Origin of the sequence: Aquimixticola soesokkakensis (assembly GCF_900172375.1) — a bacterium.
Classification (GTDB): domain Bacteria; phylum Pseudomonadota; class Alphaproteobacteria; order Rhodobacterales; family Rhodobacteraceae; genus Aquimixticola; species Aquimixticola soesokkakensis.
Genome location: NZ_FWFS01000006.1, coordinates 85,520 through 111,940, shown reverse-complemented (window position 1 = coordinate 111,940; position 26,421 = coordinate 85,520). Strand labels below are relative to the sequence as shown.

General features: G+C 62.7%; 21 protein-coding genes. 7 read left to right on the top strand and 14 right to left on the bottom strand.

Features of this window, described 5'->3' with window-relative positions:
- The 6 genes from AQS8620_RS08960 to xylB form a co-directional block, all read right to left on the bottom strand.
- On the bottom strand, positions 1 to 1,677 hold the full coding sequence (locus AQS8620_RS08960; RefSeq protein WP_085836520.1) for an ABC transporter ATP-binding protein: 1,677 nt from the start codon (positions 1,675 to 1,677) through the stop codon (positions 1 to 3).
- A 13-nt stretch (positions 1,678 to 1,690) separates the two neighbouring features.
- Positions 1,691 to 2,770, bottom strand: coding sequence for an ABC transporter permease (locus tag AQS8620_RS08955; RefSeq protein WP_085836519.1), 1,080 nt, complete (start codon positions 2,768 to 2,770; stop codon positions 1,691 to 1,693).
- Between the two features lie 106 nt (positions 2,771 to 2,876).
- Positions 2,877 to 4,244: a CmpA/NrtA family ABC transporter substrate-binding protein gene (locus AQS8620_RS08950; RefSeq protein WP_085836518.1), complete on the bottom strand. Its 1,368-nt coding sequence runs from the start codon at positions 4,242 to 4,244 to the stop codon at positions 2,877 to 2,879.
- 288 nt (positions 4,245 to 4,532) lie between these two features.
- Entirely contained in the window at positions 4,533 to 5,708 is a 1,176-nt protein-coding gene (locus tag AQS8620_RS08945) for a CmpA/NrtA family ABC transporter substrate-binding protein (RefSeq protein ID WP_085836517.1), read from the bottom strand.
- Positions 5,705 to 6,289, bottom strand: coding sequence for an ANTAR domain-containing response regulator (locus AQS8620_RS08940; protein WP_085836638.1), 585 nt, complete (start codon positions 6,287 to 6,289; stop codon positions 5,705 to 5,707). Before AQS8620_RS08940 ends, AQS8620_RS08945 begins: the two co-directional genes overlap by 4 nt.
- A 161-nt stretch (positions 6,290 to 6,450) precedes the next feature.
- Positions 6,451 to 7,887, bottom strand: a complete 1,437-nt coding sequence (gene xylB / locus AQS8620_RS08935) for a xylulokinase (RefSeq protein WP_085836516.1) — start codon at positions 7,885 to 7,887, stop codon at positions 6,451 to 6,453.
- 231 nt (positions 7,888 to 8,118) lie between these two features.
- On the opposite strand from xylB, the gene AQS8620_RS08930 reads away from it, so the two are divergent.
- The gene (locus AQS8620_RS08930; RefSeq protein ID WP_085836515.1) at positions 8,119 to 9,636 is read left to right on the top strand and encodes a CRTAC1 family protein; all 1,518 of its coding nucleotides are present in this window, start codon (positions 8,119 to 8,121) and stop codon (positions 9,634 to 9,636) included.
- Between the two features lie 17 nt (positions 9,637 to 9,653).
- On the opposite strand, the gene AQS8620_RS08925 is transcribed toward AQS8620_RS08930, so the two are convergent.
- Together AQS8620_RS08925 and mgrA are read right to left on the bottom strand one after the other, a co-directional pair.
- Positions 9,654 to 10,589 (bottom strand): TolB family protein, encoded by a 936-nt coding sequence (locus tag AQS8620_RS08925; protein ID WP_085836514.1) that lies wholly within the window; start codon positions 10,587 to 10,589, stop codon positions 9,654 to 9,656.
- Positions 10,590 to 10,592: 3 nt separating this feature from the next.
- Positions 10,593 to 11,633, bottom strand: a complete 1,041-nt coding sequence (mgrA, locus tag AQS8620_RS08920) for an L-glyceraldehyde 3-phosphate reductase (protein ID WP_085836513.1) — start codon at positions 11,631 to 11,633, stop codon at positions 10,593 to 10,595.
- A gap of 212 nt (positions 11,634 to 11,845) precedes the next feature.
- On the opposite strand from mgrA, the gene AQS8620_RS08915 reads away from it, so the two are divergent.
- Positions 11,846 to 12,739: an SHOCT domain-containing protein gene (locus AQS8620_RS08915; RefSeq protein WP_085836512.1), complete on the top strand. Its 894-nt coding sequence runs from the start codon at positions 11,846 to 11,848 to the stop codon at positions 12,737 to 12,739.
- Positions 12,740 to 12,812: 73 nt separating this feature from the next.
- Here the strand turns inward: AQS8620_RS08915 and AQS8620_RS08910 are convergent, their stop codons facing one another.
- The 6 genes from AQS8620_RS08910 to AQS8620_RS08885 all read right to left on the bottom strand — a co-directional run bounded on the left by AQS8620_RS08910 (position 12,813) and on the right by AQS8620_RS08885 (position 21,565).
- Positions 12,813 to 13,202 (bottom strand): tautomerase family protein, encoded by a 390-nt coding sequence (locus AQS8620_RS08910; RefSeq protein WP_085836637.1) that lies wholly within the window; start codon positions 13,200 to 13,202, stop codon positions 12,813 to 12,815.
- A gap of 211 nt (positions 13,203 to 13,413) precedes the next feature.
- Positions 13,414 to 14,811, bottom strand: a complete 1,398-nt coding sequence (lpdA, locus tag AQS8620_RS08905; RefSeq protein WP_085836511.1) for a dihydrolipoyl dehydrogenase — start codon at positions 14,809 to 14,811, stop codon at positions 13,414 to 13,416.
- A gap of 200 nt (positions 14,812 to 15,011) precedes the next feature.
- Positions 15,012 to 15,587 (bottom strand): DUF924 family protein, encoded by a 576-nt coding sequence (locus tag AQS8620_RS08900; protein WP_085836510.1) that lies wholly within the window; start codon positions 15,585 to 15,587, stop codon positions 15,012 to 15,014.
- 198 nt (positions 15,588 to 15,785) lie between these two features.
- Positions 15,786 to 17,090, bottom strand: coding sequence for an MFS transporter (locus tag AQS8620_RS08895; RefSeq protein ID WP_085836509.1), 1,305 nt, complete (start codon positions 17,088 to 17,090; stop codon positions 15,786 to 15,788).
- A gap of 135 nt (positions 17,091 to 17,225) precedes the next feature.
- A complete protein-coding gene (gene queA, locus AQS8620_RS08890; protein WP_085836508.1) occupies positions 17,226 to 18,284 on the bottom strand; it encodes a tRNA preQ1(34) S-adenosylmethionine ribosyltransferase-isomerase QueA in 1,059 nt (352 codons plus the stop codon).
- A 14-nt stretch (positions 18,285 to 18,298) separates the two neighbouring features.
- On the bottom strand, positions 18,299 to 21,565 hold the full coding sequence (locus AQS8620_RS08885) for a YhdP family protein (RefSeq protein WP_159453224.1): 3,267 nt from the start codon (positions 21,563 to 21,565) through the stop codon (positions 18,299 to 18,301).
- A 271-nt stretch (positions 21,566 to 21,836) separates the two neighbouring features.
- On the opposite strand from AQS8620_RS08885, the gene bcp reads away from it, so the two are divergent.
- The 5 genes from bcp to AQS8620_RS08860 all read left to right on the top strand — a co-directional run bounded on the left by bcp (position 21,837) and on the right by AQS8620_RS08860 (position 26,392).
- Positions 21,837 to 22,310: a thioredoxin-dependent thiol peroxidase gene (gene bcp / locus AQS8620_RS08880; RefSeq protein ID WP_085836506.1), complete on the top strand. Its 474-nt coding sequence runs from the start codon at positions 21,837 to 21,839 to the stop codon at positions 22,308 to 22,310.
- Positions 22,307 to 23,194, top strand: a complete 888-nt coding sequence (locus AQS8620_RS08875) for a ferritin-like domain-containing protein (protein WP_234990432.1) — start codon at positions 22,307 to 22,309, stop codon at positions 23,192 to 23,194. The genes bcp and AQS8620_RS08875 overlap by 4 nt, the downstream gene beginning before the upstream one ends.
- A 359-nt stretch (positions 23,195 to 23,553) precedes the next feature.
- A complete protein-coding gene (locus AQS8620_RS08870) occupies positions 23,554 to 24,870 on the top strand; it encodes a M23 family metallopeptidase (protein ID WP_234990431.1) in 1,317 nt (438 codons plus the stop codon).
- Positions 24,860 to 25,351, top strand: a complete 492-nt coding sequence (locus tag AQS8620_RS08865; protein ID WP_085836505.1) for a bactofilin family protein — start codon at positions 24,860 to 24,862, stop codon at positions 25,349 to 25,351. Before AQS8620_RS08870 ends, AQS8620_RS08865 begins: the two co-directional genes overlap by 11 nt.
- Before the next feature lie 189 nt (positions 25,352 to 25,540).
- The gene (locus tag AQS8620_RS08860; protein ID WP_085836634.1) at positions 25,541 to 26,392 is read left to right on the top strand and encodes an EamA family transporter; all 852 of its coding nucleotides are present in this window, start codon (positions 25,541 to 25,543) and stop codon (positions 26,390 to 26,392) included.
- Positions 26,393 to 26,421: the final 29 nt, after the last annotated feature.

Genomic DNA, 26,421 nt, shown 5'->3' with positions numbered 1-26,421 from the left:
TTACTCCGCCGCAATCGGTTTGGCGGGTTTCTTGGGCTTGGCGCCGTGTTCGTATTCCTCTAGGAAATCAAGCACCTCTTGGCGGTAGTGGTAGTAGTCCGGATGTTCGAGCAGCGCCTTGCGGGTGCGCGGGCGCGGCAGGTTCACATCGGTGATCTTGCCGATGGTGGCCTGTGGCCCGTTGGTCATCATCACCACGCGGTCGGCCAGCAAAATGGCCTCATCCACGTCGTGGGTCACGCAAACGGCCGTGACCTTGGTGCGCGACCAGACTTCCATCAGCACCTCTTGCAACTCCCAGCGCGTGAGGCTGTCGAGCATCCCGAAGGGCTCGTCGAGCAGCAACAGCTTGGGCGACAGCGCGAAGGCACGCGCGATCCCCACCCGCTGCTTCATCCCGTTGGACATCGAGGACGCGGGCTTATCCATAGAGTCAGCAAGACCGACCCGTTCCAGATAATATTCAACGACATCCTGCCGCTCGGCTTGGGAGGCTGTGGGATAGACACGATCGACGCCAATGGACACATTCTCCTTTGCGGAAAGCCACGGAAACAAAGAGGGCGACTGGAACACCACGGCCCGCTCGGGGTCCGCGCCGCGCACCTCGTAGCCATCCAGTTTGATAACACCTTTGGAAATGTCGTTCAGACCCGCCGTCATGGTGAGCACGGTGGATTTGCCGCAGCCCGAGTGCCCGATGAGCGAAACGAATTCGCCCTTCTTGAGCTTGAGGTTGAAGTCCTCGACCACCGTCAGCGGCCCCTTGGGCGTGGGGTAGATTTTATGCAGTTGCGAGTAGTCGAGATAGCGTTCCTCGATCCCGCCTTCCATCGCCCGTTCGACCGCCGCGGGAATCGCGTGTTTGGGTTTGATCCCCGGCAGGGTGCGGGTTTCCTCGGATTTGGCGTTCACGCCCACATCCATCAGATATTTGGTGACCGAGGCGCGCAGGGCTTTGAAACCGTCATCGTTGTTCATCGCCATACGGTCGCGCGGACGGGGGATGTTGACACTCACCGCCTCGCCCAAAGTGCCGTCGGGATTGAGCGGGATGATGCGGTCGGCCAGCAAAATGGCCTCGTCCACATCGTTGGTGATCAGAATGCAGGTCTTTTTGTCCTGTTCCCAGATATCGAGGATTTCATCGGCAAGATTGGCCCGCGTGAGCGCGTCCAGCGCGGACAGCGGCTCGTCCAGCAGCATCACTTCGGGGTCCATCGCCAGGGCGCGCGCCACCGACACCCGCTGGCGCATCCCCCCCGACAGTTCGGCCGGGCGGCGGTGCGCCGCATGGGGCAGACCGACCATGGCGATATATTTGGACACCAGCGCCGCGCGCTCGGCTTTGGATTTGTCCTTGTGGACCGTATCCACCGCCAGTGCGACATTGCCCTGCACCGTCAGCCAGGGCATCAGCGAGTAGGATTGGAACACCAGGCCACGCTCGGGGCTGGGGCCTTCAATCGGCTTGCCTTTAAAGGTGACGGTCCCTGCGTCGGGGCCATAAAGCCCCGCCATCAGGTTCATCAGCGTCGACTTGCCCGAACCGGAAAAGCCGAGGATGGCGACGAATTCGCCTTCTTTGACATCGAGGTCGATGTTGTGCAGCACATCGGTGCGCTCAAGACCGGAGCCGAAGCCTTTGGAAACATTCTTGAATTCGATGATACCCATGATCTTTACCCCCTTAGCGGTTTGCAGAGAAGGTAAAGAAGTTCTGGATCGCGAACATCAGACGGTCGAGGACGAAGCCGATGATGCCGATGGTGAACACAGCAACCATGATGCGCGCGAGGCTGTCGGACGACCCGTTCTGGAATTCATCCCAGACGAATTTGCCCAAACCGGGGTTCTGCGCGAGCATTTCCGCGGCGATCAGCACCATCCAGCCCACACCAAGCGACAAACGCAGGCCGGTAAAGATCAGCGGCAGCGCCGAGGGCAGCACCAGTTTGGTGATCTTGGTGAAGGTGGACAGTTTCAGCACCTTGCCCACGTTGACCAGATCCTTGTCGATGGAGGCCACGCCAAGGGCTGTGTTGATAATGGTGGGCCAGAGCGAGCAGAGCGTCACTGTGATGGCCGAGGTGATGAAGGATTTGGAAAATGTCCCGTCGTTGGACACGGTGGCCGAAACGACCATGGTCACAATGGGCAACCATGCCAGCGGCGAGACCGGTTTGAAAATCTGGATCAACGGGTTCATGGCGGCATTGGCGGTTTTGGACAGACCCGCCACGATGCCCAGCGGCACCGCGATGATCGTCCCCAGCAAGAAGCCGGCAAAGACCGTTTTGATCGAGGTCCAGATCTGCTGGTAGTAGGTCGCCTGACCGGTGTAGACGCGCTCGCGGACTTTATCGGCCTGACCATCTGCGATCAGCTTGGCGTTGCGATCATCCTGACGCTGGTAAAAGGCCGCTGCCTTGTCCTTTTCGGCAAAATGCGCATCGTTGAGGACGATCACCTGCTCCCACACCTGTTTGGGTCCGGGGATCGCCCCCAGCGAGGTCTGAACGCGCGGCGCCAGTGAGGCCCAGAGCATCATAAAAACGGCAATCGCCAAAAGCGGCACACCCAAAAGCTGCCAGACCTCTTTGGCCTGAGCGCGCGGATTGTCACCGGCGGCAGCGCGCAGGATCGGGGTGACCCATGCCAGCCCCAGAACGGTGAGCCAGCTGTCTGCCTTGTTGATACGGGTGAAGCGGCGCGCACGGCGCGCGTCGCGGTCTGCCTTGGCGGCAAAATCTGGGTCGATGGTGGTCATGGTATCTGCCTCGGTCTTGGTGCGTTTGAGGGATCGATGTCCGGTTGAACAAGGGGCGTCCCGCAGGCGTCAAAACCTGCGGGACGTGAAGGTGGCGTGTGAAAGATCAGCCTTTGACTTCAGAGCCTTCGACGATTTGCTCGCCCTTCAGGCCGAACGGCAGGCTGTCGATATAGGCGTTGGGCGTGCGACCGTCGTAGGCAATCCCGTCGATGATGTCGCCCGCCGGAGTGGGCGCGCGGTAGCCATCGCTGTCAAAGGGGAAATCGGCTTCATCCGCGAGGCCCTCATCCACCAGCATACGCGCGGCTTCGAGGTAGATTTCCGGCTTGTAGACCGATTTTGCGACCTCATCGTACCAGCTATCGGGCTGGGCCTCTGCGACCTGACCCCAGCGGCGCATCTGGGTGAGATACCACACCGCGTCCGAGTAGTAGGGATAGGTGGCGTTGTAGCGGAAGAACACGTTGAAGTCGGGAACGTCGCGCTTGTCGCCTTTTTCGTACTCGAAGGTGCCGGTCATGGAGTTGGCGATCACTTCCGCATCCGCGCCCACATATTGGGACTGGCTGAGGATCTGCACGGCCTCTTCCCGGTTGGCGTTGTCATCGGCATCCAGCCACATCGCGGCGCGGATCAGCGCTTTGGTGATGGCGAGCGTGGTCTGGGGGTATTCCTCGGCAAATTGCGCGGTGATCCCAAAGACTTTCTCGGGGTTGTTCTTCCAGATTTCATAATCGGTCACCACCGGCACGCCGATGCCTTTGAACACCGCTGCCTGGTTCCACGGCTCGCCCACGGAGTAGCCATAGATGGTTCCGGCTTCCATTGTCGCGGGCATCTGGGGCGGCGGGGTCACGGACAACAGCGCCTCGGCACCGATCTGGCCCGACACATCCTCGGGGGAATAGAGGCCCGGGTTGATCCCGCCCGCCGCGAGCCAGTAGCGCAGCTCGTAGTTGTGGGTGGAGACGGGGAAAACCATGCCCATGTTGAAGGGCTTGCCCTCGGCGCGGTACTGATCGACGACCGGCTTCAAGGAGGCGGCCGAAATCGGGTGGATCGGAAGATCATCTTCACCGCGCTCGACGTAGGGCTGCATTTCGTCCCAGATTTCGTTGGAAACGGTGATGCCGTTGCCGTTGAGATCCATCGAGAAGGGCGTCACGATATGGGCTTCGGTGCCGTAACCGATGGTCGCCGCGATGGGCTGGCCGGCCAGCATATGCGCACCGTCCAGCGTCCCGTCGATGACCCCGTCCAGCAGCACTTTCCAGTTGGCTTGCGCTTCCAGCGTGACGAACAGACCCTCGTCCTCGAAATAGCCGTTTTCATATGCGACAGCCAGCGGCGCCATATCGGTGAGTTTGATGAAGCCGAATTTCAGCTCGTCTTTCTCAACGTCCAGCATCTCTGCATAGGCCGCCGATGTCAGAACTGTGGACGCTGCCAAAAGTGCTGCGATAGATTTCATGTCTCTGTACTCTCCAGAAATGTGACGCCGGTTACGAAGTGGTGAGACGTCGAAAAAACAAAAAAGCCGCCGATCAGACAGAACACCCAAGGGAGGAGAGGGTATGCTACGTCATGATCGAGCGGCTTTGCTCGGATCCCGTTCAATCGGGAATTTCGGTCAGAACCTGCGGCGCCATTGCCGCTGTCCTTGAATTCAACGTCCCCCATCGCAGGGGAGCGGGTCAACGCAGGGTTCAGCTTTTTCGCAATTGCGGCATTCGGCTGGCGTCAACTGCACGGTTTTTAGTCACTCCGCAGCGGAGGGATCAAAAACCGTGCCGTCGAAAAACGCATCCCGCTCAAGAATCAGCTTCCCCGAAGCGGAGGCAACCGCCGAAGGCTCGCTCAAAGCGCCCTCGACCTTGCGTGACGCGGCGGGCATTTCGGCCCCCGTCCCTGCCAGATTCGCGCGGTACAGATCGGTGCGAAACACTTCAGCCGCCTTGGCCATCGCGCTTGCGCGATCCAGCCCAAGGCGCGCCGCGATGCGCGCGGCCATCCATTCGGCCTGGCTTTTCCACGGAAAGGTCGCCGCGCCGCGATGAAAGCACATGTGGTTGGCACAGGCGCGCTCGTCGCCGCGGGCGTTGATGATCAGGCGCCCCCGCAGCGAGCGCTCGATGATTTCCACCGGCAGGTCGAGATATTCGGCCCGCGTCATGATTTCCGCCGCGGTGGCGCGGTTTTCGGGAAGGGCGAGCCAGCGACAGGCGTTGTAAATCGCGCGCATGAGGCGTTTGGCCAGCTCCGGCTCGCCCTCGGCCCAGGAATGGCGCACCGCCAGCACTTTTTCGGGTGCAAAGGACCAGATGGCCGCGCTTGGCAGGATCAATTCCCCCACGCCCGTTTCCACCGCAAGCGATCCCCAGGGGGCGCCCACGCAAAAAGCGTCGATTTCCCCTGCCGCCACGGCATCGGCCATCAGCGGCGGCGGGACGGTTTTCACGTCCAGCCCCTGCGGGGTTGTCACACCGAGCGCGCCAAGCCAGTGGTAAACAAGTTCGGCATGCATCGAAAAGGGAAAGGGCACGCCCACGCGCAGGCGTCCGCCTGTCGCCATCAGGGCTTCGCCCGCGGCGCGCGCATCGCTGAAATCAACGCTGTGTCCCGCCGCGCGCATCTGCTGGGCCAGTTCGCTGCGCACGCCGATGACATTGCCATTCACCGAGGTGACCATCAGCGCATCCAGACGCTCGGACGCGGGGGTTGCCCCCAAGGCCACGGCAACCGGCACGGGCGACAACATATGGGCGGCGCAAATGGTGCCCATCGCCAACCAGTCGCGCAAGGTGGCCCAGCTTGGGGCGCGCTGCAACTCAAGAGAGAGGCCCTGCTCGTCGGCAAAGCCCAATTCATGCGCAATAATATAGGGGGCAGCGTCGACCAGCGCCACATAGCCCACAGAAAGAGGCGCGCCGCTCATCCCAGTAACCCCGCCGCTGTCACAAGCGCTTCGGCCACATCGGCCACTTTGCGCCCCTGATCCATCGCCGCCTTGCGCAACAGCGCATAGGCCGCATCCTCGTCAATCCCGCGCGCCTTCATCAACAGGCCCTTGGCGCGGTCAATCACCTTGCGTTCTTCGAGCGCGCGTTTGGTGGCGGTCAGTTCGGCGCGCATCCGGTGGAACATGTGAAAGCGGGCGATGGCGGCATCCAGCACCGGCTTGATCCGCTCGCCGCGCAACCCGTCCACGACATAGGCCGACACGCCCGCTTCAATGGCCGCCTTCGTCAGGCTATCGCTCGACTTATCGACGAACATCGCCACCGGACGCTCCAGCGGCCCGGAGGCAAGCGCAAGTTCTTCCAGCATGTCGCGGGTGGGCGAGGTCAGATCGACCAGCACGATGTCGGGATTGCGTTCGGAAATCCGCCGCCCCAATCCCGTCTCTTCGGCGATGACGTGAACCGTGAACTCGCCCGCCTCGCGCAGGGCATCAACCACCATGCGCGCGCGCTCGGGGTCTTTTTCAACAACGATAATAGATAGAGGATCGGCCATGGCGTCCCGCTTGGGCAGTTTCCTCTTGCTCACACCAGAGCGCGCCGCGCGCTGCAACGGCCTTGCCCGTTTGACAGGCACGACGACAAGCGGCGCGCAAGTGTTGTCCAATTGCGCGCCGCTTTGCCAAAAAAACGGGCAGATTGAAAACAATGCGCCCGCTAGAGCGCTGCAATCGCCTTGCGCGCCTTCAGATGGGCGGCATGCCCCGCATCAAAAGCGGCGCTCAAACCGTGCACCGGCTCGAGCGTCTTTGCGATCACCGGCTGGGTGGCGATCTCGGCCCCCGCCCCTGTGGCCCCCATCATCCCCAAGCGCGCCGCCCCGAACGCCCCGCCGAAATCGCCCGCAACGGGCAAATCCACCGGACAGTCCAGCGCCGTGGCAATCAAGGACAGCCAGTAGTCGGACCGCGACCCGCCGCCCACGGCCAGCAAGCGCTCGATCTGCGTGCCCGTGGCCGCCAGCGCATCGCGACAGTCGCGGATGGCAAAGGTAACCCCCTCCAGCACCGCGCGGGTTCCGGCGGCGGTGTCGGTGACATGTTCCAGCCCCGTGAACGCGCCGCGCGCCGAGGCGGAATTCAGCGGGGTGCGCTCGCCGCCAAGATAGGGCAGGAAATGCGTCTTTCCGGGCGCCTGCAGTGCGCCCAGATTGCCCGTCAGCGCCGCCGCGCCCTGCCCGACGAACCGCCCGTACCAGTTCAGCGCATCCGTCGCCGCTAGGATCACCCCCATCTGGTGCCAGGTGTCGGGCAGCGCATGGCAGAAGGTGTGCACTGCCGTCGCCGCGTCCGGCTGATAGCCGCCGTTGGCCGCAAACAAAACGCCCGAGGTGCCGAGGCTGACAAAGGCCTGACCGGCCTTGACCACGCCCACCCCGATGGCCGAGGCGGCATTGTCGCCCCCCCCGCCGGCAATCACGACACCTTTGGGCAGGCCCCATGCCACCGCAAGCGCATCGCGCAGAGTGCCCGAGACGGCGGAACCTTCCACAAGGCGCGGCATCTGATCGCGGCGCAATTGCGTGGCCGCGAGCAAATCCTGCGACCAGTCACGCGCGCCGCAATCGAACCAGCTTGTGCCCGCCGCATCCGACATCTCCGCCACCGCCTCGCCGCACAAATGCAGGCGCAGGTAGTCTTTTGGCAGCAACACCTTGGCCACGCGCGCAAAGATATCCGGCTCGTGGCGCGCCACCCAGACCAGCTTGGGCGCGGTGAATCCGGGAAAGACAATATTGCCGGTGATGCGGCGAAACTGCGGATCGGCATCAAGGGCGGCGGCTTCGGCATGGGCGCGGGTGTCGTTCCACAGGATGCACGGGCGCAGCACCCCCCCCTGCGCATCGACCAGCGTCGCACCATGCATATGCCCCGACAGGCCGATACCGCGCACCGCCGAAAGATCCGCCTTGCGCGCCAGCGTGCGCATCACCGCATCGACGCCGTCGATCCACTGGGCGGGATCCTGTTCGGACCAGCCCTCTTGCGGGCGCTCATTGGTGAGCGCCACGGCGGCATCTGCGAGAATGGATTGGTCGTCATTGATCAAAACGCCCTTCAATCCGGACGTTCCAAGGTCGAGGCCGATATACATCGGTGGCCTCCTTTTCAGGCTGATCGGCGCAGACCCGGCTGCGCACGAAAGGTTCAAGCTGGCCCGAGGCTTGACCAGAGCGACTCGGATGGCTGTGGTTGTACGCGACACGCCGCGCTGCGAAAACCCCCTGCGATGCCCGCGCAAGCCGCGGTCTTGGCCCAAGCGGCTTTCCTCAGGCGGCGGCGCGCAGTAAGCTGACCGCGACAGACCCCAAAGGCCAAGCCCCCCATGATCGATACCTGCCCTCCGGCCCGCTTTCGCCGTTCTTTGACAACCGCAGTGGTGATCGGCCTCCTTCCACTTGCAACCCACGCCCAATCGCGCGGCTTTCACGACGAAAGCGACCGCCTGCCGCTGGCGCATCGCTATGAGGGGGGCATGGAATATGCGCTTGGCGGTGGCCTTGCGGTGTTTGATTGCAACGGGGACGGCTTGCCGGAAATCCTTGCGGCGGGCGGCGCGGGCCCTGCCCGCTTGTTTGTGAACCGCTCCGAACCGCTGGGAGCGCTGGCATTCGAGGAGGGCGCGCTGCCGGTCGAGAGCGCTCTGGGGGTCATCGGGGCCTATGCGCTGGATATCGACGACGACGGGATGACCGATCTGGCGGTGCTGCGCCGCGGCGAGAACGCCTTTCTCAGGGGCGATGGGGCCTGCGGCTTTGAGGAGGCGACACAGGCCTGGGGGCTTGAAAATGCGCCCGAGGCAAGCTTTGGCTTTGCCGCCTATTGGGCCTTGGGCGACAGCCGCCCGACCCTGGCCATCGGCAACGGGATGCGCCTTGGGGGGGATGCGGGGCCGCGCCTGGAATGCGCGCCTGCGCAGCTTTACACCCCCGACGCAACCGGCTTTGCGCAGAGTGACATTTTCGGCCCGAGCTGTGCGCTTTCGATGGCGTTTGCGCGCGCGCCCGACGGCAAGATTGCCCTGCGCTGGCTGGATGATCCGGCCGTTTCGGGGGATGGCAACGGCGAAGATGTGATGGTCGACCCGCTCTCGGGCGACCTCTTTGCCACCGGTGCCAGCGCGCCGCTCGGCGGACATGCTTTGGCGGTGGTCGATGTGACGGGCGACGGGGTCGCGGATTTGGTGGAAACCGGCGTCGGAGCGCAGAAAATTCTCGAAACCACGCTGGGCGGCTTTACCGAGGTCGCGCTTGGCCAAGCGCGATCACGCGCCCGCAACGCGGCAGGCCAGACCACCGGATGGGCCCCTGCCGTGGGGGATGTGGACAACGACGGGCGGGTGGATGTGTTTGTTTCCAAAGGATATCGCGACGAGACCGGTGATACCGCCAAACAAGACCCCGACAGCCTCTACATGCAGGCCGCGCAGGGCTGGGAGGACGTGTCGGCCATCGCGGGATTGGACAGGGTCGCCAACGGGCGCGGTGCGGTGCTTGCGGATTTGAACGGCGACTGGAAACTTGATCTGGTGGTGCTGAACCGCGATGCGCCGATGGGCCTGTATCGCAACACCCTGCGCAATGCGAACCATTTCCTTGGCATCAGCCTCAGCCAGCCTGCGCCCAATCGCTCTGCGGTCGGGGCCATGGTCGAGGTGCGCGCGGGCAGCACGCAGGTCCTCCAGCGCCGGATTGGCGGCGGTCTGTCGGGCGGCAGCGACCTGCCGCTGCATGTGGGTCTTGGCCCCTACACGCAGGCGCAACTGCGCGTGACATGGCCCGACGGTGCGATCACGGATTGGCAAAATGTCAATGCAGATCAGTGGGTTCTTCTTGCCCGTTAAAGCGACGCCCGAACCGGCTATTGCGGCCGCGCATAGTCCATAAAGGCGAACCGGCGCCCATCGGCAGACCAGCTTGCCACGTTGATCGTGCCTTGTCCGCCAAACAGACGGCACAGGCGGCGCGTGGCCCCGTGACCGTCAATCAGGCGCAACTCGACCTCGAGATCGGCGGGATGCCCCTGCGTTTGGGGCGGATAGGCAAGGTAGATCGCGCCCTCGCCCCCGCCTTCCCCCTTGGGCCGCGGATGCGCAAACCAGTTCACGCGGTCGTCCTGCGTCATCTGTTCCAGCGCACTGCCATCGCGACGAATCCGCCACAAATCCATCCCGCCGCCACGATCCGAATTGAACCAGATCCACTGGCCATCGGCGGAAAATTCCGCCCCGTCGTAATGGTGGGGCGAGGTGATCAGGCAGGTTTCAACCCCCTCCAGCGTGCAGGTAAACACCCCGAACTGGCCGTCGCGCACGCCTGGATAGGTCACGCTTTTGCCATCGGGCGCCCAGCCGTGAAACCAGCTTGGCGTGTTTTGCGTGACCTGTTGCGGCGCGCCGCCTCCCAGCGGCAACACGTAGATACAGCTTTGACCGACAACCGTGTGGTTGGAAATCGCAAGGCTCTGCCCGTCGGGCGAAATGCCGTGGTCGTTGTTGCAGCGCGTGGCAAAGCCCGTGTCGATCGGCACAAGCGCGGGATTGGCGGGGTCGATGCGATACATCCGCCCGCCGCCGTTGACGATAAAACTGCCATCAAGCGCCCAGTTGGGCGCCTCGATATGCTCGGGGGTTTGCCACAGGGCGGTGACCGTTTCTGTCGCAAAATCATAGACATTCAGCCGCGATTTCCACGCCGTTTGCGGCGACTTTAGCGGGCCATTTGCGCCCCCCGCCCCCGTTGCCTGCGTCCCCGTTGCCTGCGTCCCCGTTGCCTGCGTCCCTGTGGCCTGCGCCATTGTTTACGCCTCGCCCGAGTGTTCGGTCGACCCCGCCCAAAGGTTGATGTCACCCACGGTGGAATTTTCGTCGATGGCCGTCAGTTCGGCTTGGGTAAACTCGAGATTGGCGACCGCCCCCGCGCAATCAACGACCTGGGAGGCTTTGGACGCGCCGATCAGCGCCGAGGTGATGCGCCCCTCACGCAGCACCCACGCAATCGCCATCTGCGCCAGCGTCTGGCCGCGCGATTTGGCGATGTCATTGAGCGCATTGAGCTGTTTGATCGCCCCCTCGGTGATCAGATCGGGGTCAAGCGATTTGCCCTGCGCCGCGCGCGAGCCTTCGGGGATCCCCTTGAGATATTTCGGCGTCAGCATCCCTTGGGCAAGTGGCGTGAAGGCAATCGACCCGATGCCAAGCGCGTCAAGCGTGTCCTTAAGCCCGTCGCGGTCCAGCCAGCGGTTAAACATGTTGTAGCTGGGCTGGTGGATCAAACAGGGCGTGCCAAGATCCTTGAGGATCGCCGCGGCCTGTTGCGTGCGCTCGGAATTATAGCTCGAAATCCCCACATAAAGCGCCTTGCCCTGACGCACGATGGAATCCAGCGCCCCCATGGTTTCCTCAAGCGGCGTGTCGGGGTCAAACCGGTGGGAATAGAAAATATCGACGTAATCGACGCCGAGCCGCTTGAGCGACTGGTCGCAAGAGGCCATCAGATATTTGCGCGAGCCGAAGTTGCCATAGGGACCGGGCCACATGTCCCAGCCCGCTTTGGACGAAATGATCAACTCGTCGCGCAGGCCGTGAAAATCACTGCGCAGAATTTCCCCGAAGGCGGTTTCTGCAGTGCCCGCGGGGGGCCCATAGTTGTTGGCAAGGTCGAAATGGGTGATCCCGTGGTCAAAGGCCGTGTGCACGATATCGCGCTTGGTCTGATGGGGGGTATCGTCCCCGAAATTATGCCACAGCCCCAGAGAAATCGCGGGCAGTTTCAACCCCGAGCGCCCCACGCGGCGGTAGGGCATTTTTTCGTAGCGGTCGGCGGCGGGAATATAAGTCATCTGTGTCCTCCTCAGGGCCGCGCCTTCCTCAGCGGCGCGATTGCGCTAACAGTAACGCCGCAACCGCCATGCTCAACCTATCCTTTGAGCAGTTGCGCAACTGCGCCGCCGCAAACGCACCTGTTTGACGCAGCGTCGCAATCAAACATGGCCGCGGGCCGGGCGCGGTGATAGGGAGGAGGCACTGACCTGACCTTAGATCGGAATGCCCCATGTCGCGCCTTACACCGGACGGAACCCGAAAACTGACCGAGATCGCGACGCGTCATGGCGTCAGCCTGCAAACCGCCGAGACGATGCTCTTTGCCCTGGTGGCAGGTGGCGGCACGCAGGCGCAATTCAACATCATGGAGCTGGGCGGCATGGGCCAATGGTCCGCTGGCGGCATGACCATGGTAGGCGATATGTTCAACAACAGCCTCAAGGCGCGGGTCGATGCGCTGTGCTACGATCTGGCGGGGCTGGTGACGCAAAATGCCCTGTTCGAGCGGCCCGAGCCGCAAAGCGGCAGCGTCCAGAGCCAATCCCAGGGAAGCGGCGCGGGCAGCAGCCTGTTCATCAGCGGCGCGCTGTCGCCCTGGCCTGCGGAATTGGGCCAGCCTTCGTCGAGCGGTGCGCAAAACAACATGCGCTACGCGGTCTTTCCCCAAACACAGCGGCTGGCGATCGATCTGGGCGGGCGTGTCAAAATCTACGACACGGGTGCGCATCAGATTTCCGGTGTCGGGCAACAGCAAAGCGGGGATCAATCGCTGACCTTCACCAGCCAGATGGGCGTGGTGCGCGTAGCGGATTTGCCCGAAGTCAGCCCCAGCGCGCCGCGCCCGTCTGCGCCCCCCGTTACGCCCGCCGTCACGCCCGCCGCGACGGCGCCCCTTGCTGCTCCTGAAACACCGCAGGTGGAACCCCCAGAGACAGTGGGGGCGACCACTGCCCCAAGCCCCCAGCCAGTGGGGGCGACCACTGCAACCGCTCCCAAAGTGGAGGCCATCGACAGCGACGAAATCATCGCGCTGATCGAAAAACTTGCCCAGTTGCACGCAAAATCCATCCTGACGGATGCGGAGTTTGACAGCAAAAAGGCAGAACTCTTGGCCCGTTTGTAACGCCTGACACGGTGCCGCCCCTGCGCGCGACGGGCGGCAAGGACAGGCCGGCGGGGCCATCCGGGGGCGCGGATTACAGCGCCCCCGTCAGATATTGTGCCTCACCGTTGGCAAAGCTCCAATCCGCATCGGTGTTGGTGACGAATGAAATCATCAAATCCGTTTGCGCGAGGCCGAATTCCGTTTCCAGACGGTCGGCAGTGAGCCGCATGAAGCGCTGTTTGGCGGCCGTGGCCCGCGGGCTGGTGAAGACCTGAATGTTGATCAGCGCCGCGCTGCGTTCAAATCCCAAGCCGGTATCCTCGAACACCATCCGGCCTTTTTTGTGTTCATTTACAATCTGGTAACGGTCGCGCGGCGGCACACCGAAGGCGTCGACCACGCAGTCCTGAACCGCGTTCAGAAGGCTTTCGATTTCTGCGTCGCTGCGCCCTTCGAACATGTCGAGTTTTACAAGAGGCATCGGATTTCCTTTCTGGCGACACAGGGTTTGCGCGCCTTTCAGTCCTGTCATTGCCGCTGATATATCCCCGAAAGCCGCCGCGAAAAGAGCCGTCACCGCCAAGTTGTTTTGCAAAAATTCAACACTGACGGGCATGATTAGCCCGGTTGCACCCCTATAAACGAAAAGGGCGCCCCGCTTGGGACGCCCTTCTCATGTCGCGATATGCGCTCTAGATGTGCAATGCGCGCCCGTAGGCGGCCAGCACGGATTCATGCATCATTTCCGACATGGTCGGGTGCGGGAACACCGTTTCCATCAACTCGGCTTCCGTGGTTTCCAGCGTGCGCGCAACCACATAGCCCTGGATCATTTCGGTGACTTCCGCGCCCACCATATGCGCGCCCAGAAGTTCGCCGGTTTTTGCATCGAACACGGTTTTCACCAGACCCTCGGCTTCGCCCATCGCCACAGCTTTGCCGTTGCCGATAAAGGGGAATTTGCCGACTTTGATCTCGAAACCGGCCTCTTTGGCTTTGGCTTCGGTGAGGCCCACGGAGGCGACCTGCGGGTGGCAGTAGGTGCAGCCTGCAATGGTGTTGGGCTTGATGGGATGGGGGTGTTGACCCGCGATCAGCTCGGCAACCATGACGCCTTCATGCGAGGCTTTGTGGGCCAGCCAGGGCGCGCCCGCGATGTCACCGATGGCAAAGATCCCCTCGACGCCGGTGCGGCAGAATTCATCCGTGACCACATGGGTGCGGTCGATTTTGACACCAAGTTCCTCAAGGCCGAGACCTTCGGTGTTGCCGACGATGCCGACGGCCGAAATCACCGTGTCAAATTCGTGTTTCTCGACTTTGCCGCCGCGCTCGATATGGGCGACAACGCCTTTGCCTGCGGTGCGGTCCAGTTGTTTAACGCCGGATTTTTCCCAAATCGTCATACCCTGCTTTTCGAACTGCTTCTTGGCAAAGGCCGAAATTTCGGCGTCCTCGACGGGCAGCACGCGGTCCATGACTTCAACGACGGTCGTCTCAGCACCCAACGTGTTGTAAAAGCTGGCAAACTCGATGCCAATCGCGCCCGAGCCGATCACGAGCAGTTTCTTGGGCATCCGCTTGGGCACCAAGGCCTCGCGATAGGCCCAAACCGTGTCACCGTCGGCCTCAAGGCCGGGGATCTGGCGGGCACGCGCGCCGGTGGCGACGATGATGTTTTTACCGGTCAGGGTTTGCTTGCCATCGGTGCCTTCAACTTCGACCTTGCCTTTGGCAACGATCTTGGCTGTGCCCATGATGGAGGTAACTTTGTTCTTTTTGAACAAGCCCTTGATGCCTGCGTTCATCTGTTTTGCAACGCCGCGCGAGCGCTTCACGATCGCATCGAGGTCAAAGGAGATGTTTTCTGCCGACAGGCCGAATTCCTTGGCGCGGTGCATGGAATGCAGAACATCCGCCGAGCGCAGCAGCGCTTTGGTCGGGATGCAGCCCCAATTGAGGCAAATTCCGCCCAGATTTTCGCGCTCGACGCAGGCGACGCTCAGGCCCAACTGCGCTGCGCGAATGGCGGCCACATAGCCCCCCGGTCCCGCACCGATGATCACAACGTCAAAAGAGTTCTCGGCCATGGTGGCTCCTCCCAGCTCCAGAATTGGTTTGGTATTAAACTATCCCCGGCAAGGGAGCAATTGCCAAGGCCCGTGAAAGGGGCTTGAAACACGAAACCCCGCCCTGTCTCCCTTGCATAGCTTGCGCGCAACAGGCGGCAAGATGCAAGGGAGGCAAAGCGGGGTTTTGAAATCCTGTTCAGGCCGCGCGGCGGCTGGGCCTAGGCGGCAAGAGCCGTCAACACGGAGCCATAGCCCCCCTGCGCCAGAAACGCGACTTCTGCGGGGGTGCTGTCGCGTCCCAGAGCCGCGTTGCGATGGGGAAAGCGGCCAAAACGGCGGATGATTTCACGGTGTGCCTGGGCGTGGCGCAGGTTGGCCCCATCCTTTTCCGCGGGCATCCGGCTGGCGATGAGGCGCACGCAGCGGTCCTGATCCGTCAGGTTTTCCGAATGCATCAGCGGCAGGTAGAAAAACTGGCGCGCAGGGGCATCGATTTTCATGTCCCAGCCCTTTTCAATCGCCGCTTTGGCCGCCGTCAGCGCAATGCGATCCGTGCGAAAGCTGCCCGCCTCGCCGCGAAACATGTTGCGCGGGAATTGGTCGAGCAGGATGATATAGGCCAGCGCCCCCGAGGCGTAGGTCAGCAGCAGGGAATTGGCCCCCTCCACCGTGCGCGCATAGTCATCCATGAAGCGCGCGCGGATCTCCGCGTCCAGCTCCGGCGTGCCCTTGTACCAAGACTCGGGTGCGATTTCGTCCAGCCAGAATGCCAGAATTTTCTCTGCGGTCTTCATTTGGGTCCTCCTACAAGGCCGCTTCGCAAGCTGCGCAGAAATCCGTTCACCGCTGCAACAGTCATCAAAGCGTTACAACAATTTGCCGTTTGCGCAATCGGGCAAAAAATTCGCCCCCCTCGCACCGGCGTATCTGTGCCGAGCCTGCAACAATGCCCGCGCTCAGGGGGAGGATCAGGGGGAGGAAGAGGCCTTGTCCTAAGCCGCGTCGCCGGCGTCGCCCCGGGCGTCTTGCGCCGCCTCTTCGGCCTGTTCGGCCTGTTCGGCAAGGGCGGTTTCCGCCGCCCATTCCTGTGCGAACTCCACAGCCATGGGAGAGGCGGTTGGCAGAATGCTGACGTAGGAGGCCGTATCTTCGCTGGCGGGCGCTGCGCGACGGGTGGTGCGCCACAGCGCATAGCCCGCAACGACGGCCAAAAGCGCGCCCTGCAAAACCCAATAGCCCGAGGGCCCGATCTGTTCGAGCATCAAGCCCGCCACCAGCGGCCCAGCGACCGCGCCAACCCCGTTCAAAAACAACAAACCGCCCGAGGTACTGGCCATGTCTTCGGGTTGCATGAAGTCGCCCGTGTGGGCAATCAGCAAAGAATACAACGGGTTGGTCATCCCGCCGATCAAAAACGCCGCCACATAGACCGAGAGGGGCGTGGTGGGCATCACCGCTCCGAAAATCGCCGCAAGCGCGCCGATCAGGGCGATGACGGCGATCAAGATACGCCGGTCGATCCGGTCGGAAATCCAGCCGATGGGGTATTGAAGCACCACCGCCCCCACGTAAATCAGCGCGATGAACAGCGACAGCTGGTCCACCGTCAACCCTGCCAGCGTCGCATAGACCGCCGACATGCCATATTGCGCCGCAAAAACGCCCCCCGTCAGCAACATGCCCGCGCAGCCCAGCGGAGAGATGCGGAACAACTCGCGGATCGGTAGGTCCTTGGTCGCCGCATGGGGCGGTGCCGGCGAAACCGTCAGCAGGATCGGCGCAAAGGAAATCGACACCAGGACCGAGGGCACGATGAACAGGATAAAGCCCGACGGGTCACCGCGCGTCACGATCCACTGCGCGATCACGATCCCGGCCATTTGCACCATCATATACAGCGACAACGCCTTGCCGCGCGTTTCATTCGTGGCCGAATTATTGAGCCAGCTTTCCGCCGTCACATAGACACTGGCAAAGCAGAACCCCAAGACAACGCGCAGGCCGAACCACGCGTAAGGATCTGTTACAGCAGGAAAAATAATCAACGCTGCGGAAATAAACGAGGCGACAGCGGCAAAGACCCGCACGTGTCCGACGCGCCGGATCATCAAGGGCGCCGCGCGCGATCCGCCCATAAAGCCTGCAAAATAGGCCGACATGATGAAGGACATCGACGTGGTCGAAAACCCCTCAAGCGGCCCGCGCACGCCCAGCAACGTCCCCTGCAACCCGTTGCCGATCATCAAAAGCATCATGCCAAGCAGCAGCGCATATGAAGACTTGAGCACGTTGAACATGGGCGTTTCCTTGTCGAGGGCACGCGAACGCGCAGTCAGAAGCGGCAGGCATTCCCGCCGCCTCTTGCGCGCAGGATATTTTCCACTTGGTTAAATTCTCCCTAATCGCTGCGCTGCACGCGGCGCAAGGGGCATTTACCCCTTCGGCAGCAACAAAGACGCATCCCCGTAGGAGAAAAAACGATACCGCTGCGCAATCGCATGGGCGTAGATCTCGCGCACGCGCTCGGCCCCCATGACCGCCGACACCAGCATCATCAAGGTTGATTTGGGCAGGTGGAAATTGGTCATCAGCGCATCGGCCACGCGAAACTCGAAACCGGGTTTGATGAAAATATCCGTTGTGCCCAAAAACGGGGCGATCTGTCCGCTGTCGCGCGCCGCAGATTCGATCAGGCGCAGCGCGGTGGTGCCGACCGGAATCACCCGCCCCCCCGCCGCTTTCGTTGCGGCGATTTCGCCTGCGGCCTGCGGCGTCACCTCGCCCCATTCCGCGTGCATTTTATGGTCATCGACGTTCTCGACCTTCACCGGCAGGAAGGTTCCGGCACCGACATGCAGCGTGACATGGGTGAATTCCACGCCTTTCTGGGCGAGTTGCGCCAGAAGGTCCTCATCGAAATGCAGGCTTGCGGTCGGCGCGGCCACGGCCCCCGAACGCGCGGCCCAGACCGTCTGGTAGTCCTGTTTGTCGGCCTCATCGGCGGGGCGTTTTGCAGCGATATAGGGCGGAAGCGGCATCGAGCCTGCCTGCGCCAGGGCCAGATCGAAATCCTCGCCCGTCAGGTTGAAATCAAGGATGGCTTCCCCGCCGTCTTTGCGGATCAGCGTAGCGCAAAGGTCGTCGGAAAAGCGGACTTCCTCGCCAAGCGCAAGCTTCTTGGCCGGCTTGATCAGCGCCATCCACTGGCCCGCCTGCGGCTGGGGTTCCAGCAATGTGACTTCGATTCTGGCCTCTTGATAGCCCTGCGCCGTGTCGCGGCCGCGTTTGCCGCTGAGGCGCGCGGGCAGGACTCGCGTATCGTTCAACACTAAACGATCTCCGCGTTGCAGCCAGGTCACAAGGTCGTACACCCGCGCGTCGTGCAGCGCCTGCGGCGTGGCCACCAAAAGGCGCGCCGAGGGCCGCGGCTTGGCCGGACGCGTGGCAATCAGATCGTCGGGAAGGGCGAAATCAAAATCGGACAGTTTCATGCGCGCCTCTTATCTCAATTGCCCTGCAGGGCGGAAGGGGGCGCGGGCGGTTCCTTGCGAAAGATGTCGCGAAACATGCCCGGCGTGAAGAGCGACAGCGGGTTCACCCCCACCGTCGGGGCCTTTGCTGCCCCGCTGAGCGTGAAGGTCATGCCAAACAGCCCCTCCCCCTTGCGCGTCAGAACCGACCCAATGCCGTTGAGAAAATAGAACGGCGAAACAACGCCTTGCAGGTCTACGGTCTTGCGCGCCATGTCATAGGTCCCATCCAGCGACAGGCCCATCGAGGGGCCGGTTGCCGAGAGGCTGCGCAGGCTGAAGGTCTCGGGCGTGGCGTGAAAGACGCCCTCGACCTCGGAAAACAAAATTCCCGCTCCGCTGAGCTGATCGAGCAGGCCCACCACCGAAATCAGCGACAAAAGTTCGGCCAGAACCGGCGCGCCGACCATGCGGGTGTCACTGAGGTAAAAGCTGCCGTCATAATGTCCGCGTGGCCCGAGCGGCGTCAGCACCAGCGTCAAATCGCCCCCCTGCGCGCTGGTAAACACCCCCGCAGCACGCGCCGCGCCGCCGCCGTCCTGGGCACGCAGGGTGATCTGCGCGCCGCGCGATGTGGCCGCAAGCGCGCCCGTTACGAGCGCTGCGCCATTGATCAACCCCGTAAAAGTCCCCACCGGAACGCCCTGCCCGGCAAGTTCGGCGGCAAAATCCGTCACCGCAAGCGTGTCGTTGAGGCGCAAGCGGTCCAGCCGTAAGGACAGCGTGGTCTGCCCCGTTGCGCCGCTGCCGCCTGCCCCCCCGGTCGATCCGCCCTGCGGCATGCCGCGCAAGTCAACTGTGCCGCCGCGAGTCGCAATCGAAACCCCCGCGCCACGCGGCGAAATCGTGACCGGAACATCCAGCCAATCCCCCAAGGTAACACGCGAGAACGAAAGGGTTTTCAACGCACCCGAGGGGGTGAGGGCCAGCCTGCCCCCTGTGGCCTTCAAACCGTTGCCAGATAACGAGAGCGCGTCGATCACCGGCGCCGTCCCAAGTCGGCCCGCCACGCTGAGGCTGCCGATTTGACCCGCCGGTTTACGCCAGCCCAGCGGTGCAATGCGCAGGTCCAATCCGCGCAGATCGGAGGTCAGGCGGAAGGCCGGTGCCTGCCCCATCTGCAAATCGACCTCAAGCGCGCCCGTCCCGCCCCCGCGCAGCATCCCGTCAGGTAGTTTAATGTTGAACGTCTCAAGCGCGCGCGGATCAAGCGCCACCGTCGCGGCAAAGCGGCTCACGCCGCCTGCCTCGGCGTTGAACGCCTGCGCCCACGCTCCCTCCAGCGCCACACCGTCAAGCGTGGCCGCGCCCGCGATGCGAATCCCTTCGGGATTGGCCGTCACGCTCAACGCCTCCGCCGTAAGGGCGCGACCTTTCACCAACTGATCACTTTTGACATCTTTCAAAGCGATATCAACGCTGTAATCGACATCGGCGAAGGTGATCCCCGGCTTTAGCGGGAACTGCAACCGCGTGATGCCCTGCGCGCGTCCTTGCGCCACATCGGCCCCAAGGCTGGTCCTGGACAAAATGTTGAACGGCGGCGCCGCCATCAGCGACAGGCCCGCGCTCAGGCTAGAGCGCGTGTCCAGCGTCACCTCCATCAGGTTGGGACGGCGGCTGAGTTGCGGGATGCGCACCACCGATCCGGCCATGTCGATCGGCCCCTCCAGCGGCGCCGCCATCTGTCCCGCCTCCATCACGATGGTCATCGCATCGTCAGCGATCGTGGCGAATCCCTGCGCCTGCGTGATGGGGGGCAAGGCCTTGAGCACGCTCACCTCGGCGTCTTCAAAGGACCAGTTGAGCGCCAGAGCGGGCGGTTCATCGGGCACGATCCGCAGCCCCGCCGCCCCGTTGTAAATGCGTCCGGCATGGACATTTTGCGCAACCCAGAGGCGCGATTTGGCTTTGGTGCCGGTGGGCCAGAGCGCCAGAATATCCGCAGGGGTTGCCTCGTCAAACGCAAGGTCGGCGCGCGCGCGCCACCCCGCACCGCCCCCCGTTTCATTGGTGCGCTCATCGGCCTGAACAAAGCCGGTTCCGGTGATTTGCGTGTCCCCGCGCGTCAAGCGCAGCGCCCCCAAATCCAAGGTGAACGGGTCCAGTTTAAGCCGCAGGTCCACCCCGCCACCGTCAAATGACAAAGGCGCGGCGAAGATGTCGGTCTGGCCCAGATCAAAGCGCGCGATATCGAACTGGCCGATCAGAGTTTCGGGCCAATTGTTTGACAAGTCACGCAAAAGGATCTGGCCCTGCGCGGAGACCCCCAAAATATCCGCATCCAGATCAAGGCGGTCAAGGCCGATGCGCGCGGCCTTGGGGTCGTAATCGAGGCTCATTTGAGCGTGGTTGAATGCCAGCGGCGTCACGGCCTGCGTCGGGTGCAACACGCCGCTGCCAATCTCAAGCGCCGCACTCAGGTGTTCAAGTCTGGCCGCGGCATCGACCGTGCCCGACAGGGAGCCCGAAATCGGCGCATCCAGCACGCTCAGGAACGACAAGGCAGGGCTTTGGGCGGCAATATCGCGCGCCAGAACCCCGTCAAAACTGACAAGGACCTGCGCCTGCGCGCCGCCCAATTCCTTGGAAAAGGCCAGCGAGACGGGCGCAAGGCTTTCGCTGCCATTGAACAGTTCAAAGGCCAGCGACAGGTCGATGTCCGCGCCGTCGTGGCGCAGGCGCACCCCGCCGTTGATCACCTGCCACACCCGCCCTGCGCGCGCGTCCTCCACCACAATCGTCAGCGCATCGGCGCGAATTTCGTCAAGCCGCGAAAAGGGGCCGCTGACAAACAGCGCCTCCAGTCCGGCGAGCATTTCGGACGGGTCCACATCGCGGTCCTGCCCGCCGAAATTCATCGACAAGCTGCCATCGTGGCGGCGGCGCACGACGATTTCGGCCCCCGACAAATCCAGCCGTGTCGGGGTGATTTTGCCCGCGCGGATGCCCTCGAGCGTCACAAGGGCGTTGGCGCTGTTGATCCGCGCGATTTCCACCGAACGCGTGTCGAAAATCGAAATATTGCGCGCGGTCACATCGGGGCGCAGCCCGCCATCGACCTCGAAGACCAGCGCACCGATCGACACCGATCCGCTGCCGCGCAGCTTGTCGTTCACCCGCGCTTCGATCTTATGGGTCAGCCACGCGGGGGCAACGATGGGTTTGCCCAGGATCGACAGCGCCCCAAGCCCGGCAACAAGCGCCAGAACCACACAGACACCAAGGCACCACAGGCTCACGCGGTGGCGGCGCCTGAGCCTGCGTGGCGGCGGGGATGCCGCTTCGCAGGGCGGGTCGGATGGCGTCGGATCGGGCGTCATTCGGACTTTCACACGCGGGTGGTTGGGGCCATGCGCAAAAGGGAGACCAGCGCAGGGATCAGGGCGAAGCTCGGGCGGCGTTCCATCGGAATAATAGACGCAGGCGCGCCGCGCCACTTTAACTTTGGGTCACGAGGGTTAAAACAAGACAAGCACAAGACACGCACAGGCGCGACTGAAAGGACATCACATGAGCGGCACTTCGACTTTGAGCGAGGGCGATACCGCCCCCGATTTCACCCTGCCCCGCGACGGCGGCACCGATGTGACCCTGTCCGATCTGAAGGGGGATTGGGTGGTTTTGTATTTCTACCCCAAGGATGACACACCGGGATGCACGACAGAAGCCCTTGATTTTACGGCCCTTAAAGACCAGTTCGCGGCCAAGGGCGCTCAGGTTTTCGGCATTTCCAAAGATAGCGTCGCCAAGCATGACAAGTTTTGCGCCAAACACGGGCTTGGCATCCCCCTATTGTCGGACGCGCAGGCCAGCGTTTGCGAGGCCTACGGCGTTTGGGGGGAGAAAAAGATGTACGGCAAGAGCTTCGAGGGCATCACCCGCACGAGTGTCCTGATCAAGCCCGACGGCACGATTGCCCGGATCTGGCCCAAGGTGAAGGTGGCGATGCACGCCGCCGAAGTGTTGGACGCGATCCCCGCATGAGCCCTGCATCCACGTCGCTCAAACCGCTGGCGCAGATGGCGGTGGAGGTGTTGCAAACCGCAGACGGGCGCGCGAAAGCGGCCCTGTCGCTGGCCTATGGCGCCGCATGGTTTGCCGCGCGCGCCGAGGAAAAACAGGGCGGCGCCCGCCCCGACATCGGGCAGGCCACCCCGCCCGACGAGCCCGCACGCCCCACCGCACCCGAGTTGAAAGACCCCCGCGAGGTGCCGCGCCGCCGCCCCGGCACCCCCGAGGGACGCAATGCGATGCTCCACGCCATCGCCCATATCGAATTGAACGCGATTGACCTGCATTGGGACCTCATCGCGCGCTTTACCCATATCCGTTTTCCCGTCGGGTTTTACGATGACTGGGTGAAGGCGGCTATGGAAGAGTCCAAACATTTCAACCTTGTATGCGACCGCCTTGAAGCGCTCGACAGCTTTTATGGCGCCATGCCGGCCCATGCGGGCATGTGGCGCGCGGCGCTGGAGACCAAGGACGACCTGCTCGGGCGTCTGGCGGTGGTGCCCATGGTCTTGGAGGCGCGCGGCCTTGATGTGACCCCCGGCTTGATCACGTTTTTCCAGAAGGCCAAAGACACGCCCTCGGTCGAGGCTTTGCAGGTGATCTACTCCGAAGAGGTGCACCATGTCGCCTACGGGTCGAAATGGTTCCACTTTCTGTGCGGACGCGAGGATATCGACCCCAAGGAGGCCTTTCACAGCATGGTGCGGCGGTATTTTCACGGGTTGCTCAAAGCGCCCTTCAACGAGGAAAAGCGCGCCGAGGCCGGTGTGCCGCCGGACTTCTACTGGCCGCTCACCGAACCCGAGGACATGGTCGCCCAGATCGAGCGCACCGCAGCCCAAGAGGGGTCATAGCAGGTTTAACGCTGAAGTATTTTGAGAGGGGGCAATATATGCTGCCCCCTCCGGCGCTGATTTGCCCCGGATCTGGCCGTCAAAGCTGTGCGATATTTCGGCAAGATACCGCCAAAACCGGCGCATTTCTGCCCGCATAATCGCCCTTTTGGTCAAAAGCGTTGCCTCCGCCCACGCCAGCGGTTAATTCCTTGGCAACTTCGCGAGGTCGGGACCCTTGCGACGCCGGGCCAGCACGCGGTTTGCGCGCTGGTCACCGCCCTTACCGGCGGGACGACTTGAGAACGTCGGCAGGGCTGATCGGTGCGGGACATGCACACCACAGCGCCGCCGGCATTGGGACAATTCGGGGACCGAATGTGACGAACTTGATATCGCGAAAGCTGAACCACGCCTTGTCGGGTGCCTTTCCAGAACAGAGACTCTTTCTACGCTCGGATGCAGATACGCGCTTTGTTCGACTGACCCCGCTGACGCAGCTTTTGGGATTCGCCGGCTCCTCGGTCACTGTGGCCTGGGCGATTGTCGCGACCTCGGTGATCCTGATGGACAGCATCGGGTCGGGGTCGGTGCGCGATCAGGTGTCGCGCGACCAGCAACTGTTTGAAACCCGCATCCGCGAACTGGCGGGCGAACGTGACGCCCGCGCCAGTGAAGCCGCCGCCGCGCAGGAACGCTTCAACACCGCGCTGGCGCAGATTTCCACGATGCAAAGCACGCTGCTGCAATCCGAAGAGCGGGTGCGTGAATTGGAAACCGGCATCGACGTTGTGCAATCGACCCTCTCGCGCACCCTCAAGGAACGCGACAGCGCCGAAGATACCGCCGCGCAATATCTCGCCCAGATCGAGGGCACGGACACAGGCCCCAAGGGCGTCAGTCAGGAAGACATCGAAAGCACGGTCGACATGCTGACCGTCGCGCTGTCGGCCACTGCGACCCAGCGCGACGCCATGGCCGCCGCGGCGCAGGACGCCGAAGATCTTGCCGCCGACATTGCCCTCGACAAGCGCCTGCTTGAAGAGAAAAACGAACGTATTTTCAGCCAGTTGGAAGAGGCCGTGACGGTCTCGATCGAACCGCTGGACAAGATGTTCTCGGCCGCTGGCCTCTCGTCCAAAACCCTGATCGACACGGTGCGTCAGGGCTATAGCGGTCAGGGCGGCCCCTTGATGCCGATCAGTTTTTCCACCCGTGGCGGGGAACCCGATCTGGAGGCGCAGCGCGCCAATGCCATCATTTCAAAAATGGACGAGCTGAACCTCTACCGGATCGCCGCCCAGAAAGTGCCGCTGGGCACGCCGCTTCAGACGGCCTTTCGCTTTACCTCGGGCTTTGGGCCGCGCTGGGGGCGGATGCATGAGGGCACCGATTTTGCCGGTGCCTATGGTTCGCCGATCTATTCCACCGCCGATGGCGTGGTGACTTTTGCAGGATGGTCCTCGGGATACGGGCGTCTGGTCAAGATCCAGCACGCCTTCGGAATCGAGACACGATATGGTCATCAGTCCGAAATATATGTGAAAGTTGGCCAAAAAGTATCGCGTGGTGACAAGATCGGTGCTATGGGGAATTCCGGCCAGTCTACCGGAACACACCTCCACTACGAAGTCCGTGTGAACGGCAAGGCTATGAACCCGATGACCTATATCAAGGCAGCGAACGATGTTTTCTAAAAGCAGAATTAACGAGCCCGGCCCCAAACAGGCCAGTGATGAGGTGCAACCGGAAGCCGCCAAGGTTCCGCTGCCGCCCAAATCCACCCCTGATTTCGTGCCCAGTGCGCCCAAATCCAAACCTGCCGCCTCTGTGCTGTCCTCTGATCTGACGATCACGGGCAACCTCAAGACCAGCGGTGACATCCAGATTGAGGGTGTTGTCGAGGGCGACATTCGCGCGCATCTGCTGACCGTGGGCGAAACCGCCACTGTCAAAGGCGAAATCATTGCCGATGACGTGGTGATCAACGGCCGCATCATCGGCCGTGTGCGGGGGCTGAAAGTGCGCCTGACCTCGACCGCAAAGGTCGAAGGCGACATCATCCACAAAACCATCGCCATCGAAAGCGGTGCGCATTTCGAAGGCTCCGTGCAGCGTCAGGATGACCCGCTCTCGACCGCGACGAAATCCCTGCCCAAGCCTGCAAGCGAAGGCTGATCTCGCACGGGCTTCGGCTTGAAACCGATCTGTTTGAAAGGCGGAAGGGGCATCCTTTCCGCCTTTTTTCTGCGCAGGGGGCTGTTTGGTGGCGCAGATGCCCCCGCGCGCGCAATGGTGCTTGCGGCCCGGGGCGCAGCGCGCTTTGATTGCGCTGTCGCTCTCTCGCGAGCCCTGCGGATTTTTGCCATGACCACACCCGTTTTCGCCGCCGTCCTCCTTGCTGCGCTGTTGCACGCGGGGTGGAATGCCTTGGTAAAGGGCAGCAGCGACAAAAGCCTTGGCATGACGGCGGTCGCACTTGGCTATGCGCCGATCTCGATCCTCGCACTGGTAGTCTTTCCCCTGCCCGCGCCCGAGAGCCTGCCCTATATTGCCACCAGCATCCTGCTGCACCTTGCCTACATGCTGTGTTTGCTGGCCTGCTATCGCCACGGCGATCTGACCCAGACCTATCCGCTGGCGCGCGGCTCTGCCCCGATGATCGTCGCCTTGGTGTCGGTTCTGTGGCTCGGCGTCGCGCTGGACGCGATGACGCTTGTCTCGCTGGGGTTGATCGGCGCGGGGATCATCAGCCTCACGGTGACGCGCGGCGGGCCATCGTCCCCGCAGCACAGGCGCCGCTCGGTGATCAGTGCGCTGCTTACCGGCGGGTTCATTGCCGCCTATTCGCTTAATGACGGGGTCGGCGTGCGCCTGTCCGGCTCTGCGGTGGGCTATTTCGCGGCGACAGCGCTGGGGGTGAGCGCCCTTTGGACCCTGGGCTGTCTGGCCCTGCGCCGCCGCCTTTTGTCACAGGTTGCCCGCAGCGCGCGGCTGTCCTTTGTCATCGGCGGCAACGCCTCGTTCATTGCCTATGTGCTGGTGGTCTGGGCCTTTACCCAGGCCCCCATCGCCTTGGTCAGCGCCCTGCGCGAAACGAGCATTGTCTTTGCCCTGCTCATCGGCGTCGGCTTTCTGGGCGAACCGCTGAACCTGCGCAAAGCCTTTGCGACATTCCTCACGCTGCTTGGTGTCGTGGCGCTGCGCCTGTCACGCTAAGGCCGCGCCGCCCCTTGCACGCCGCCCCT